13 protein-coding genes are annotated in these 14,501 nt (G+C 57.0%); 8 read left to right on the plus strand and 5 right to left on the minus strand.

What is annotated here, in order from left to right; genetic code table 11:
* Positions 1-85 precede the first annotated feature (85 nt).
* Both ACURWW_RS15360 and ACURWW_RS15365 read right to left on the minus strand, forming a co-directional pair.
* Complete coding sequence (locus ACURWW_RS15360; RefSeq protein ID WP_445617715.1) at positions 86-2,479, minus strand: phosphoketolase family protein; 2,394 nt, start codon at positions 2,477-2,479, stop codon at positions 86-88.
* 500 nt (positions 2,480-2,979) lie between these two features.
* Positions 2,980-3,222 carry a hypothetical protein gene (locus tag ACURWW_RS15365; protein WP_445617716.1) on the minus strand — a complete coding sequence of 81 codons (243 nt, stop codon included), beginning with the start codon at positions 3,220-3,222 and terminating at the stop codon, positions 2,980-2,982.
* 70 nt (positions 3,223-3,292) lie between these two features.
* On the opposite strand from ACURWW_RS15365, the gene ACURWW_RS15370 reads away from it, so the two are divergent.
* The 8 genes from ACURWW_RS15370 to ACURWW_RS15405 all read left to right on the plus strand — a co-directional run bounded on the left by ACURWW_RS15370 (position 3,293) and on the right by ACURWW_RS15405 (position 8,992).
* On the plus strand, positions 3,293-3,517 hold the full coding sequence (locus tag ACURWW_RS15370) for a helix-turn-helix domain-containing protein (protein WP_445617717.1): 225 nt from the start codon (positions 3,293-3,295) through the stop codon (positions 3,515-3,517).
* 330 nt (positions 3,518-3,847) lie between these two features.
* Complete coding sequence (locus tag ACURWW_RS15375) at positions 3,848-4,369, plus strand: DUF6795 domain-containing protein (protein ID WP_445617718.1); 522 nt, start codon at positions 3,848-3,850, stop codon at positions 4,367-4,369.
* A 32-nt stretch (positions 4,370-4,401) separates the two neighbouring features.
* On the plus strand, positions 4,402-5,571 hold the full coding sequence (locus tag ACURWW_RS15380; protein ID WP_445617719.1) for a lipase family protein: 1,170 nt from the start codon (positions 4,402-4,404) through the stop codon (positions 5,569-5,571).
* A gap of 16 nt (positions 5,572-5,587) precedes the next feature.
* On the plus strand, positions 5,588-5,926 hold the full coding sequence (locus ACURWW_RS15385) for a hypothetical protein (protein ID WP_445617720.1): 339 nt from the start codon (positions 5,588-5,590) through the stop codon (positions 5,924-5,926).
* Between the two features lie 1,055 nt (positions 5,927-6,981).
* Complete coding sequence (locus ACURWW_RS15390) at positions 6,982-7,344, plus strand: hypothetical protein (RefSeq protein WP_445617721.1); 363 nt, start codon at positions 6,982-6,984, stop codon at positions 7,342-7,344.
* A 403-nt stretch (positions 7,345-7,747) separates the two neighbouring features.
* The gene (locus ACURWW_RS15395; RefSeq protein WP_445617722.1) at positions 7,748-8,194 is read left to right on the plus strand and encodes a hypothetical protein; all 447 of its coding nucleotides are present in this window, start codon (positions 7,748-7,750) and stop codon (positions 8,192-8,194) included.
* A gap of 83 nt (positions 8,195-8,277) precedes the next feature.
* Positions 8,278-8,610, plus strand: a complete 333-nt coding sequence (locus ACURWW_RS15400) for a hypothetical protein (RefSeq protein ID WP_445617723.1) — start codon at positions 8,278-8,280, stop codon at positions 8,608-8,610.
* A 133-nt stretch (positions 8,611-8,743) separates the two neighbouring features.
* Positions 8,744-8,992 (plus strand): hypothetical protein, encoded by a 249-nt coding sequence (locus tag ACURWW_RS15405; protein WP_445617724.1) that lies wholly within the window; start codon positions 8,744-8,746, stop codon positions 8,990-8,992.
* 353 nt (positions 8,993-9,345) lie between these two features.
* Here the strand turns inward: ACURWW_RS15405 and ACURWW_RS15410 are convergent, their stop codons facing one another.
* The 3 genes from ACURWW_RS15410 to ACURWW_RS15420 all read right to left on the minus strand — a co-directional run bounded on the left by ACURWW_RS15410 (position 9,346) and on the right by ACURWW_RS15420 (position 14,230).
* Entirely contained in the window at positions 9,346-10,086 is a 741-nt protein-coding gene (locus tag ACURWW_RS15410; RefSeq protein WP_445617725.1) for a hypothetical protein, read from the minus strand.
* 13 nt (positions 10,087-10,099) lie between these two features.
* On the minus strand, positions 10,100-10,699 hold the full coding sequence (locus tag ACURWW_RS15415) for a glycoside hydrolase family protein (protein WP_445617726.1): 600 nt from the start codon (positions 10,697-10,699) through the stop codon (positions 10,100-10,102).
* 423 nt (positions 10,700-11,122) lie between these two features.
* Positions 11,123-14,230 (minus strand): efflux RND transporter permease subunit, encoded by a 3,108-nt coding sequence (locus ACURWW_RS15420; RefSeq protein WP_445617727.1) that lies wholly within the window; start codon positions 14,228-14,230, stop codon positions 11,123-11,125.
* Positions 14,231-14,501: the final 271 nt, after the last annotated feature.

A 14,501-nucleotide genomic window follows, 5' to 3' on the forward strand; every position in this document is an offset into this window, starting at 1 on the left:
CGCGTGTTTTGGCCGAGCCGCAAGCCAGGCGCGTACATTGATCGAAACAGGGGATATTCAGCAATTTGCTCCGGCCCGGTGGGGTTCACTGTTCCTGCTCTGGTTTCCACTCCCAATCGCGGATTTCTGCCGGGTCGTCGCCAACTTCGGTGATGTGTTCCCGGTGATCCACAAGCTTGTCTCGCATCATTTGCTTCACGTAAGCTGCACTTTGGCCCAGCGAGGGCACTCGGTCCACCACATCTGTCACCAGGTGATAGCGGCTCATTTCATTGCGAACCGTCATGTCGAAGGGCGTTGTGGTGGTGCCTTCTTCCTTGTAGCCGCGCACGTGCAAGTTGGGGTGATTGGTGCGCCGGTAGGCGAGCCGGTGAATCAGCCAGGGATAGCCGTGGTAGGCGAAGATGATGGGCTTGTTAGTGGTAAACAGGCTGTCGAAATCCCGATCCGAAAGGCCGTCCGGGTGTTCGTGCCGGGACTGGAGTGTCATCAGGTTGACCACGTTGACCACACGCACTTTCAGGTCCGGCAACTGTTCGCGCAGAATGCTGACGGCGGCGAGGGTTTCCAGGGTCGGCACGTCGCCTGCGCAGGCCATCACCACGTCCGGTTCGCTGCCGCGATCGTTGCTGGCCCAGGGCAAAATGCCAATACCGCTGGCGCAGTGCTTGTTGGCCCCATCGATATCAAACCACTGGGCCTGCATCTGTTTGCCGGCCACGATCACATTCACGCGGTTGCGAGAACGCAGGCAACGGTCCGCCACGTACAGCAAGGTGTTGGCATCCGGCGGCAGGTAAACACGGATAACTTCCGGGTGCTTGTTCACCACGTGATCGATGAATCCCGGGTCCTGATGTGAGAAGCCGTTGTGGTCCTGCCGCCACACATGGGAGGTGAGCAGGTAGTTGAGCGAGGCGATAGGGCGTCGCCAGGGAATTTCCGTGCTCGTCACCTTCAACCATTTGGCGTGCTGGTTGAACATGGACGAAACAAGATGGGTGAAGGCCTCATAACAGGAAAACAGACCGTGGCGGCCAGTGAGCAAGTAGCCTTCCAGCCAGCCCTGGCAGGTGTGCTCACTGAGGATTTCCATCACCCGGCCCTGGGGTGAGAGCTGCTCGTCCGTGTCCAGGTGTTCCCCAAGCCAGGTGCGATCAGTGACTTCAAACAAGGCGTCCAGGCGATTGGACGCGGTTTCATCCGGGCCCACCACGCGAAAGTTGCGCGCGTCCATGTTGCGTTTCATCACGTCGCGCAGGAATTTTCCCAACTCCCGAGTGGCCTCCGCCATCACACTCCCCGGGGCAGGCACATTAACGGCATAGTTGTGGTAATCCGGCAGGCGCAGGTCCTTGAGCAACGCGCCTCCGTTGGCGTGCGGGTTGGCGCCCATACGCCGTTCTCCCTGTGGAATGCAAGCGGTGGCAACGGGCCGCGGTCTGCCGCCCTCGTCGAACAGCTCTTCCGGACGGTAGCTGCGCAGCCAGGTTTCCAGTTCGGCTATTTTTTCCGGGTGTTTGGCAAAACCGGTGAGCGGCACCTGGTGGGAGCGCCAACTGCCTTCGTTGATCTTGCCGTCCACCATTTTGGGTCCCGTCCAGCCCTTGGGGCTGACCAGCACAATCATGGGCCAGCGCGGGCGGCTCTCGTTGCCTCGGTCCCGGGCCAAACTCTGAATGCGGCGAATATCGGCGAATACCTGCTCCAGAGTATCGGCCATGGCCTGATGCATGGCGCCAGGTTCCGAACCCTCCACAAACCAGGGCTCGTAGCCGTAGCCAATCATCAGCTTTGTGAGCTCGTCACGACTGACGCGGGCGAGCACCGTCGGGTTGGCGATCTTGTAGCCATTCAGGTGCAAAATCGGCAGCACCGCCCCGTCTGTGGCCGGATTCAGAAACTTGTTGGAATGCCAGGCTGCGGCGAGCGGCCCGGTTTCCGCCTCACCGTCACCTATCACACAGACGGCGATCAGGTCCGGGTTGTCCAGCACCGCGCCAAAGGCATGGGACAGGGAGTAGCCCAACTCACCGCCCTCGTGAATGGACCCGGGTATTTGCGGTGCGACGTGGCTGGGAATACCGCCAGGGAAAGAGAACTGCTTGAACAGGCGTTGCATGCCCTCGGCATCCTGCGCCACATCCGGGTAAAGCTCACTGTAAGAACCTTCCAGCCAGGTATTGGCCACCATGGCTGGCCCGCCGTGGCCCGGGCCGGCGATGTAGATCACGTTCAGATCATGACGGCGGATCGCCCGGTTAAGGTGGGTGTAGATGAAGTTAAGGCCGGGCGTGGTGCCCCAGTGCCCGAGCAGCCGCGGCTTGATGTGTTCCAGGCGCAGGGGCTCAGTGAGTAGGGGGTTGTCGAGCAAATAGATCTGCCCCACGGATAGGTAATTGGCCGCGCGCCAGTGGGCGTTGAGCTCTTCCACCTCATCGGGGCTGAGCGTATTGGCTGCTTGTGTTTTGTGGTTCATTGTCTTGCCTTCCCTCGTCCTTTAACCATTTAGCCAGCCTCCCTCTGACGCTTCGGTTTGACGCGGGTTCATCGCAAGTGGGAAGTTGTAATACGGGTGGGGCGCCTATCGGTGGGTAATGGCGCTGCCGGGATTGTGTGATTAACGGCTTCTTGCCCGTGGCCGCCGACGGCCGCAAGCCGCCACCGTGAAAGGGGAGACCCATCCAGCCCGGCGCGGAAAGGGCCTTCGCCCCAGCTGGAGGGGGATAGCCGATGCTTCAGGATCGGCTTACGTCATGTTAAAAAATATGCAGGCTATCGACACGTGGGGTTGTTCTGTCGATACCATCGACATAATTTCCTCAGTTTCTCACTGAAGACTGCCCAGCAGGGCGACAGCGAATCCGCCATAAAACATGCCGAGCACGGCCTCAGAGGCCAAGGAAGCCAAGGAAGTGCTGGACACCTTCAAGAAGAACCTGCGCTCGTTCAATCGCTTCTACGAGTTCATCTCCCAGGTCATCGACTTCCACGACGAGGAACTGGAAAAGCTCTCGGTCTATTCGGCCCACCTGATCCCCTTGCTGCGCGAGCTTGTTCCTCCATCACCAGAGAATAGTGGCTACGGACGGAGGAGGGCAGGGATTGCTCGCCGCTGTCCAGTGCGGCCTGGACGGTGCAGAGGGCCAGGTGTTTGTCGGCCTGGAGGTAGAGCTCATCCTCAAGCGCCGCATCCACCTCCTGGGCGGTAACTTGTCTCATCCGGTTCTCCCGCAAGGCTCATCCAGCCATTTACCCACATGTGGGTCGAGCCTTGCTTTATAACCCACTTATGGGTAGAGAGCAACATCATTTCAGAGCCGTTCTGGCCCAGCGCCTGCGCACGGAGCGCCAGTCATTGGGTTTGGGGCAAGCGGCGTTTGCCAGGAAACTGGGAATCAGCCAGTCTACATTGGCTCGCATCGAGAGCTGCCAGCAGAATGTTACGGTCGACATGCTGGAAACCATATGCCTTCGGCTGACGTGCAAGCTGTCGGATCTTTTGCCGGACCAGTAGCCACCCATGAGATGCCGCCCTTTCGAAGTTGCAGCAGCCACGCGGCACAGGCTATCGTTTCAATTGCTCTTCGCGTGATAAGCTCTACGCAGTGATCAGGGCAAAGAGCGATATAAACCCAGTCCTGTGAGCTGCCTCAAACTCCCCGTTATTGGACGAAATTCCACTCACATATTAAAAAACGTTCTACAACTCCGCCAACGTGAAGGACCACTCGCCATGCCAGGGCCATTTTTCCTCTCAGCAAGGTCGCCAGAAAACCGACCAGTGGACCTTATGGGCGCTGCAGGCTGCCGACGTTTCCGTGGCTGCGCCATCGGAAGAATAATCATGGCTTGTATCGTTGCCCCCATTCTGCTCGCTGGTACCGGTTGTGATGCCGCACAAGCGCCTAAAAAGGAGAACACCATGTTCAATTCCCAAGCGAAAACATACCTAGTCGCGTCCCCCCTCGACGGAGTGTTGATGAAAGATGGCCAGCCCCTGGCTAACGCGAAAATTATTCGGACGTTAAGGTGGAATGGTAACGAGGAGGGGCTCACCACGGAGCATTACGCTGATAGCAGGGGCGCGTTTTCACTGCCGGCCCACGAAGAGGAACTACAACTTTCGATGTTGGATCAATTTGCAGCCAATATGACGCTCGATGTAGAGGAAGACGGGCAAATGTACGAGCTGTGGTACAACAACAAGTTCTCTCCAGAGCTGTACTCGGAAACCGAAGGTAAAGTGGTGGGGCTGACCTGTGACGTCAGCGACGACGAAATTGCCTTCAATATCGGTGTAAACAAGATCATGACTCGGTGTCGGTGGGAGGGAATGCCGGAGGATTTTGTTGTAACAGGGCAGTAACTTGACGCAGCGATCAACAGGGAAAGATGACTATGACAAAAGAACTCAGTCCGTTTGATGCAGCAAGACTCGCGCTGGGAATCTATGACGTAAACAGTGGAAATAATAGACAATTTCGGGCTTTCTTGGCGGACCCGATATTCTCGCCAGGGCCTAAGGGCCAGAAGGTTATGAAAACCCGAGTCGGCGGCCATGTTCTTCGAGCGGCCAAGGATGGATTCGGCTTATGCGCCACGGGCGGAGGCCTGCACAAAGGCGATGTTTTTCTGATTTTCCGCGGGACCACAACCGCAAATAACAAAGCCGATTTTGTGACCGACGCCCGCATTGGTCTCGAGCGCGGTAAAAGCGGATGGCCGGTTCATATTGGGTTTAACCATGCGTTTACGGCAATGCTGCCGGAGATCAGAAAATCCCTGGAAGAGTTCAATTGCACGGGCACCGTTCATTGTCTTGGCCACAGTCTGGGCGGGGCGGTGGCCACGCTGGCGGCGGACTGGGCGATACGCAACCAAAAGCGCCCGGTTAAACTCTATACGTTTGGTCAGCCCCGCGTCGGCTTGTCGATGTTCTCCCTCATGCTAACAACAAAGTTGGGGGCGCAGAACATACACCGGGTGTTCCACACCACCGACCCGGTGCCAATGGTCCCGATTTACCCCTATGTGCATAATCCTATGCCCGGCTTCGGTCTCCGCGTGATGAGCGAAAATCCCATTCTCAGTGGGGAGGCCCATAGGATGAAGTACTACGCGGACCAATTGGAAAGAAAAAGATGGTCAGACCTCACTAGCGCGCCGCCACTGCATACCCATGAAAGTATGATCAAGGCCTGGTTGGAGTCGAAAACACCCCACAACCCCGCGAGCACAAAAACCTTCGAATGGCTGGAGAATGCCTTGGTCTGGCTGGTGACAAAGCAATTGTCTGCTTTGGCGCATGGCATTCAGTGGGTCGGAATGGGAATCCATACATTCGTAGACAAGGTGGCATGGTTGCTAGCCAGGGGGGTTGAAGTTGGGGAAAATTGCGCAGATTACGTAAAGCTTTTTATGCGCAAAGTCACGCAAGTTTTGGGCATCCCAGTGGCTTCCGGCGCGAACCTGACCAGGGACTTCTTTCGCTTTCTGCTGGAAACACTCACCCGCCGGGCCAATGATTTGGCAATGAAGGCGATTCGCGGTTTGCGAAGCGGCCGCTGACATAAAGGAGGTATCCATGGATGGCTGGTTTTATTGGGCCTTCATGGTATCGATGATGGCGACGTTCATCTCATGGCTTTTGTTCGGGCGATCGACGATGGCGCGCATTGAACATCAAATCAAAAAAGATGGGCTGGACCGTCCCTGTCCTTGGGATGGCCCCGGTGCTAGAATCGTGTGGTACGCATGGGCTATTGCGCTTCCGATTGGGCGACTGAACAGGAAGGATGACCCGTTTATCGATGTACCATTGGTTAGGCGCTACTCGAACGGTTCTGATCGGGTAGTTGCGATCTTTATGGTGATTTCCTCTGGAGCATTCCTGGCGATAGGCGTGGTGGGTTCGTTTCTCTAAAATTCGGGGCAGACGATTGAGTAAGAACGCTGCCGCCTGGATGTATGACCGGGGCCGCCCATGATGCTTCAATACTTTGAAGATTGGTTCTACCTCATCACCCTGATAACCGCGCTATGCGCATTCATGACCTGGTTGGTTTTCGCGCGATTGTCCATGGCCAGAATAGAACACGCCATAAAGCGCGACGGTTTGCCGAGACCATGCCCGTGGGACGGGCCGGGGGTTCGAACGTTGTGGTATGCAAACGCGTTCGTGATGTCGCTGGGGGATAAGGACGTACTCATTGATGCGCCATTGGTCAGGAGGTATGCGCGACCCCACGACCGCCTACTGGGACTTGTACTTATTACTTCGGCGCCAACCCTTGCCCTGCTCGGACTCGTCGCTCCTTTGTTGGTCGATCTTTCTTGATCGATTCTCGAGCTTGGTATTGTCTCCCAACCTATGGACGATTTGCGCGACCCTTTTATTAAAGATTCTCCAGAGCAGCTGTAGGTTGGGTTAGGCCGCAGGCCGTAACCCAACATTAGGTTCCGATTTGTTGAGTTACGCTTCGCTAACCGAACCTACGAACTGGAGCTACCGCAGCTTATCACGGCGATAAAGCCGGTAAGCGACTCGCCAGCCTGATATACGACTGAGACCGAACATGCTAGTAACCGTAGAAGATTGGTATCTTTTTTCTGTATTGGTAACAGCGCTGACCACCTTTGCTCTCTGGCTGGTCTACTCGCGCTTCACCACCAGCCGCATTGAAAAACAACTGTTGCAAGATGGGTTTCCCCGCCCATGCAGTTGGGACGGCCCGGGGGTACGGGTACTCTGGTATGCATATGCTATCGCAATGCCTAGAGGCGAACGGGACCCTTTAATCGACGCTCCGTTGGTCCGACGTTACGCCAGACCCGTCGACAAAATCCTTGGGCTCATTCTGATAATATCGGGCACATCACTCTCCGCCCTTTGTCTTTTATCATCACTGTTTCTCGCATGAGTTGGTTCGAGTTCGGAAATGCGGCTGGCGGCACGACCTGGGATAGGTGAGATAGTAGATGATGCTGGAAACAGGCAAAGACTGGTTTTTGTTCGTAGCGTTGAATATCGCGATGGTTACTTTTGTGTCCTGGCTTGCATTTGCTCGACTGACAATGGCGCGCATTGATCGCACCATTGTCGGTAAAGGTTTACCGCGTCCCTGTGCTTGGGACGGTCCAGGAGCCCGGGTCCTGCTCTATGCTTACGTCATGATTCTGCCTAAACGAATGTCACAGAAGATTGATATTCGGCTGATAGATGCGTCGCTCGTACGCGGATTATCCGGACCAGCCGATCGTGTTGGCGGACTGATTCTCGTAATTTTCAGCACGCTTTTGGGTATTATCTGTATAGCAGGTGGATTGCTTCTTGAGTTTTGAGTGGTGGCCGGCGGTTCTCGGGGCCGTGCTCAAATCACCGATCGCATCGTTCGCTGCCTTTTGTCCTTTATCTCAATTTGCCATGATTTCATGGGGTTAGAATGAAGCCACTAATGTCGATAAACAATTGGTACTACTGGGCATGTTTGACGACGATGATAGCAATGTTTGTATCGTGGTTGCTCTTCGGCCGCTTATCAGTTGCGCGAATTGAAAGAGACTTGAAGGACGAAGGTGTCGCTCGCCCGTGTCCGTGGGACGGCCCCGGCGCGCGGATCGTGTGGTACGCATGGGCAATCGGGGTTCCGGCGGGGCGTCTCAATAGGCCGGACGACGTTCCCCTCGTCCGAGCACGCGCCTCTCGTGCCGACCGACTGCGGGCTGTTTCGCTGCTGGTTTCGACTTGGCTGCTTATAGCCTTGATGATTATCGGCAATACATTCTGACCGATGATGCCGCAGGCTGTACGATGACCAGCTTTCTCGAATCACGTGCGGGAATGATAACGACGCTCGCAGGAATGGGAGTTCTCGTTCTGGTCGGGCTGACGATCTTCGCAAACAGTGTTGCCTTGCTGGTGCTTGGGCTGCTGGAGGGAAGCGTGGTCACGTTCAACAAGGGCGACATGTACATGCTCGGTGCTGCGCTGTCGATTCTCTTTCTCCTGGCAGGCGCTGTTCCGAAGATTGTGTTCAGGAAGGAACTTGGCCTTCGCCGAGAGGGTTTTCTGATCCGAGGAGCGCTGGCAGGAGTCGTGGCGATGTTTCTACTGCCTCAATTGGCCCATTTGGCGGTATGGATCAAAGTTAAGGACAAGCCTTATGTAGAATGGCAGCAGGATGAGACGTAGCAGGCTGATCGGGCAGAAGTTGCAGTTTCGACCTGTTGGGTTACGCTTCGCTAACCCAACCTACATATTCTAGAAGTTTGGATATGTCGATAAACAGCTGGTATTTTTGGGCCTTCGGTTCGCTGATGATCGCCACTTTTGCGGCATGGTTAGTCTTCGCTCGATTCAGTATGGCTCGCATCGAGCGATTCATTGAACGAGACGGTTTTCCGCGTCCGTGTCAGTGGGACGCCCCGGGCGCTCGCATTGTTCTGTACGCCTACGCCATAGCACTGCCGCGAGGGATTGCCGAGCGACTCGATATGCGTTTGATCGACGTTCCGCTGGTTCGCCACTATGCTTCTGCAGCGGATTCGTACCGGGCTCTCGTGTTTTTGATCTCGACACATGCTTTTGTGTTAATGGTATTTGTTTGAACCACACCGATGTTTGCTCGGAATTTCAAAAAAGCGGGACACACTAAGATACGCATGGTGGTTTGACTTTATGGTTTCGGCCGTCATCGCCGTGGTTGCACTATCGTCCTGGCTGGTGTTTGGGCGGATGTGCATGGCAAGAATTGAAAAAGAACTCAAAAAAGAAGGAATTCGTCGCCCCTGTCCATGGGATGGCCCCGGCGCGCGTATTGTGTGGTATGCATGGGCCATCGCTGTTCCCGTTGGTCGCCTGAACCGGTTAGACGATCCGATGATCGACGTTCCACTGGTCCGGAGTCGAGCAACTCGACGGGATAAAGCGATCGCGACGGTTATGCTGATATCCACAGCGATGTTGCTTTTATTGATTTTTATTGGATGATCCACAGCGGCGGGATTGAATCCCAAAATCAGGGCGCGTTCTCACTGCCGATCATAGGCCGTAACTCAACATTGATTGTCGACCTGTTGGGTTACGCTTCGCTAACCCAACCTACGAAGCTGCGGAGATTTGCCGGCACCGTAGGTTGGGTTAGGCCGCAGGCCGTAACCCAACATTGGGATGTCGGCTACGGAACTGGCTCTTCCACCTGGCTGGGCTTTCCTGTCAACCAACAGGACAGATCATCCAGCAGCTTGTAGGCCAGGGGCACAAACACCAGCGCCAGGCTACTCGCCGACAGCATATCGAAGAATGCAAACGCATCTCAGGCCGATGCCAGGTCTTTACGACGTTTAATCAACTCTTGACCAACGACCTTGCGGGCCCACCGAAAGGACAAATAGGCGAATATTGAAAAAATCGCCACCTGGTGCTGAATCACGAGAAATGATCATTGCGTCTTCGATGCCGTCTGCGTTGAAGTCGCCACGGCCAATCAGCTCCAGCTCTTGCCGTCCGCCGTCATGGTTGAATACCGCGCTATACACTGAATCCGTCACCACGTGGAACCTGCTGTTGATGTCGCTCCATCGTTGTGCGGTGTGTCGTGTTGCCTCGGCGTCTGCCGCGGAAAGCTGGAGTGCAATATCGGCAGGAAACGAGCCCGGACTATCCGTGGTGATGACGGCCGCAGGAAGGTAGGATTCGGAGGCGGGCTCGGCCTCAGCTAACAACTTGGTTGCACGGCACATGACGGCGATCTCCAGAAATGGCCCCATTTCATAATCCCTGACGGTGCGGACGTCCCGTCGCCCATTGCGTAGGTAATCATTGCAGTTGCTCCAAGTGGAAACTGTGGCATCCTGCTCGCCAACAACATCAATGGGCGAGTACCAGTCCTCTGTCAGCAAGCCGTTTAAATCGTCCTTTGACTTGGCTTGCGCGGGTTCCGCAAGAAGATCGGGCATCGTAAACCCCTGGTACCACACTACCGGATAGTCGGCGGCGGCCTGGGGGACGCAAGCGCTCAAGCCCGTATTCAGCACCATTAATATGCATGCGCTGGTTGTTACTTTCCTGATTAAAATCTGCACGAATCGATCCTTGCTAAGGCTTGACGGGAATTCTGTGGGGCTGCTTCGCAGGACTCGCGCAGCTTTCGAACAGTTTCTTCACATAGACATTGCGCTCTGCAGAAACGGGTGGAGCTCGCCGAGAATTGTCAGCGGCTTTTTTCCAGTCACGTGCTGCTATTACAGCATTCAATAACGGCCACTTGTTCTTCAAAGCTGGCATTCCCAGGTTGAAGATTAGATCGAACAGAGCGAGCCTGGCGTTTCGAGGGAAGGTGTCGAACCCGGAATAAATGCTCCGCAATTCCGTCTCGAAACTTTTGATGTGATCATCCGTCAGGCGATCAACCTCAGAATTCGGAAGCGTGAGCTTAGTAAACCGTTTGTACATCCCGGCCAGCCGATTGGGGGCTTGCTTCTTTATGTTCTCGTAGTCCACTCGAATTTCGTCTTTGGTTGCTGGCATGCCCTTGCTGTTCCGAAATTTCACGGCTTGCGCTGATGATAGAGATGGAAGCAGGTGTCCTATCCCGACCGTGACATAGCCGAGCGAATCCAGATACATGTGATTAACTCTTCCTTCATACTTCTCTAGGTTTTTGCGAAGAATCTGATTTTCCGTTGCAGTGGTCATGAGTTAATCCCTTTGGCGAACGCGAGAGAGCATGCAAGCCCCTACGAAGAAAGTAGTACTTTAAGATCGATTCGTGACTGGACGATAAAAGGATCCATTGGACCCTTGGTGGGGAAGTCGAGTCTAGCTTTTGCAGACCTTAAGTACAAGAAAGCAAGGGAATCGCTAATGGTCGCGAATCGCGTTGGGAAACACACTAATTATTATTGGAAACTGGGGTTGTGCCATATTTTTTTTTTTTAACGCTTTTTACAGCACGTGGTAACGCAGCAAGCTGATCAAGAAGGGGCTGCGGTTTCGACCTGTTGGGTTACGCTTCGCTAACCCAACCTGCGAAGCTGCGGAGATTTGCCGGCGCTGTAGGTTGGGTTAGGCCGAAGGCCGTAGCCCAACATTGGGATGTCGGCTACGGAGCTGGCTCTTTCACCTGGTTGTCGACCAACAGGACAAATCATCCAGCAGCTTGTAGGCCAGGGGCACAAACACCAGCGCCAGGCTACTCGCCGAGATCATGCCGCCCACCACCACGGTGCCGATTTCCTGCCGGCTGGCGGCGCCGGCTCCGGCGGCCACCATGAGGGGCAGGGAGCCGATGATGAAGGTTGCGGCGGTCATGATGATAGCGCGGAAGCGCTGCCGGGCGGCGTTGATGGCGGCGGCGGTTGAGTCCATGCCGGCGCGGCGGTTCTGGGCCGCGAATTCCACGATCAGAATCGCGTTCTTTGCCGCCAGCCCCACCAGCACCAGCAAACCAACCTGAAAGTACAGATCGTTGGGGAAGCCGCGCAGCAAACTGGCCAGTGCTCCGCCCAGCACTGCAAAGGGCACGGCCGTGGCCACGGCCAGGGGCAGGGCGAGCCGTTCGTATTGGGCGGCCAGAATCAGGAAGACCATTAGCAAGCCCATGGCAAAGGCCCCGGCGCCACTGCCGGAGGCCTGGTCAATCTGATAAGCCTCGCCGACCCACGCCATCTGGGTATCCGCATCCAGAGCCAATGCCGCCGCTACTTCTTCCAACGCCGCTTTGGCCTGGCCGCTGGTGTAACCGGGCGCGAGATTGGCCATTACCCGCACGGCCGGATAGCCGTTAAAGCGGGTCAGCAGGTCGGCGCCGCGGCTGCGTTCCAATGTTACCAATGAGCTCAGGGGCACCATGTCGCCGCTGTCGCTGCGCACGGAGACCTGACGCAGGTCTTCCGGCTGGCGGCGGTACTCGCTTTCGGACTGCACGTACACCCGCCACAATCGGCCCAGGTAGGAGAAGTCGTTGATGTACTTTGCACCGATGGTGCTCTGCAGGGTGGTGTAGATGCGCGAGACGGGCACGTCCATGGCTTTGGCCTTGTCCCGGTCTACGGTGGAGTGGTATTGGGGCACGCGCGCTTCAAACATCACGTTGGCGGCGGCCAGTTCCGGGCGCTCCGCTGTGGCTTTGCGCAGGGCGCCGGCGGCGCGTTCGAGCAGGGCCACGTCCGTATCGCCCCGCACTTGCAGATAACCTTCCACGCCGCCTGTGAGAGACAACCCGGCAATGGGGGGCGGTGTAAACGAGCGCACGTTGGATTCCTGAACGCTGGCTCCCAGGCGGCGCACCCGCTCGGCGACTGCGAAGGCGCTCTCGTCCGGGTCGCTGCGCTGGTCCCAATCTGCAAGACTGACAAAACCACCCAGAGCATGGGTACGCATTACGCCGTTGATCAGGTCGAATCCGGCGAAGGAGATGTAACCCTCGACTTCATCCATGGCCATGATTTGATTGGAAATGTGATCGCGCACAGCCTCGGTGCGGGGCAGCGACGAGGCGGGCGGAAGCTGCGAGAGTACGCGGACCACGCCCTGGTCTTCCGCCGGCAACAGGCCGGTGGGAAGGCGGTCGATCAAAAACCAGGTGGCGCCGAAAAAGAGCAGCAGCAGCGCAAAGCCGCTTCGCGGACGATTGACCAAAGCGCGTACCACACCGGTGAAGCCGTTGGTGAGCTTGTCGAAGCCGCGATTGAAAAGGCGGAAAAACTTGCTCGGTTCACTTTGGTCCCGGCGCAGCAGCACGGCGCACATGGCGGGGGTGAGTGTCAGGGCCACCAGGCCGGAGATGACTACGGACACAGCAATGGTGACGGCAAACTGGCGGTACAGCCCACCGCTCAGCCCCTCCAGAAAAGCGACGGGCGCGAACACGGCCACCAGCACCAGTGTTGATGAAAACACGGCGCCGCTGACCCGCCGCACCGTTTCGATGGCCGCTTCCCGCGCGGACATGCCGCGCTCTTTCATCAGGTCTTCCACGCTTTCCATAACGATGATGGCGTTGTCCACCACAATGCCAATGGCAAGCACGAGCCCGAACAGGGTGAGCATGTTGAGGGAAAAGCCCATGGCCAGCATGCCGGCAAAGGTGCCAATAAGGGACACGGGAATGGCCGCCACGGGAATGAGCGTTGCGCGGAAGTTCTGCAGGAAAAGCCAAGTGACGAGCACCACCAGTGCGACGGCCACCAGCAGCGTGATCACCACCTCCTGGATGGACATGCGCACGAACTCGGTGGTGTCGTAGGCGATGGTGTATTCCAGACCCGGGGGAAAGTTTTTCTCAAGGTCCTTCAAGGCGTCCTGAACGCGCTCGGCGGTGTCGAGCGCGTTGGCCCCGGATTCCAGATAAACCCGAAAGGGCACCGCTGGCGAGCCGTTGTAAGTGCCGGAGAAACTGTAATCCTGTGAGCCCAGTTCCACCCGCGCCACGTCGCCCAGGCGCAGGCTGGAACCGTCCGCCTCACTGCGCAGGATAATCGACTCGAACTGCGCCGGTGTGGTGAGCTGCCCTTCGCTGGTGACGGTAAAGGTAAAGGGCTCTTCCTCACCGCTGGGCGGGGCGCTCAAACGGCCAGTGGCATATTCGGCGTTCTGCTCGCGCAAGGCGGCGGCCACGTCTCCAGTGGTGAGTTCGTGCTTGGCCAGCCGGGCCGGATCGAGCCACACGCGCATGGCGTAGTCCTGCAGGCCAAACAGGCTCGCGTCACCCACGCCTTCAATGCGAACCAGTTCGTCCAGCATGTTGAGCAGGGCATAGTTGCTAATGTCCAGCATGCCCGTGCTGTCGTCAGGGGAGGTGAGTACGCCGAGCAGAAGAATGTCCGCCGAGCGGGACTGCACCCGCAAACCCATGTCCCGCACCAGTTGCGGCAGACGCGGGGCCGCTGCCTGAACCCGGTTGTTGACGTTGATGGTGGCCTGGTCCGGATCGGTACCGATGTCAAAGGTGACGGTGAGTTGCAGGGTGCCCGTATCGGTGCTGGTGGAATCCATGTAGATCATGTCTTCCACGCCGTTGATTTCCTGCTCCAGCGGCGCGGCCACCGAGTCCGCGACTACCGCGGCGCTGGCCCCCGGATAGGACGCGGTGACCACCACCTGGGGCGGCACAACTTCCGGATACTGCTCGAGCGGCAACTGACGCAGCGCGGCGAGGCCGGCCAGGATGATGACGACGGAGATTACGGACGCAAAGATGGGCCGGTCGATAAAAAACCGCAGCATTACAGACCCGCCTGTGCGTTTGATTGGGCCGAAACTTCAGCGTGCGTTGCGGCAGGGGCGGAAGCCGTGTTCGTAACAGTGACCGCTCTGCCAGGCCGGAGCGCTACCTGGCCATTAACCACGAGCTGATCCCCCGGAGACAGGCCGGCCAGGACCACCTGACGCCCGTTCAGGACCGGACCCAGAGTAACGAGCCTGTAGAAAAACGTTTTCGAGAAAGCGCGTGTCTACAGTCAGTTTGTCTTGTCGGCAGTGATCATTATTCAAGCAT

The sequence above is a fragment of the Gilvimarinus sp. F26214L genome (genome assembly GCF_054401055.1).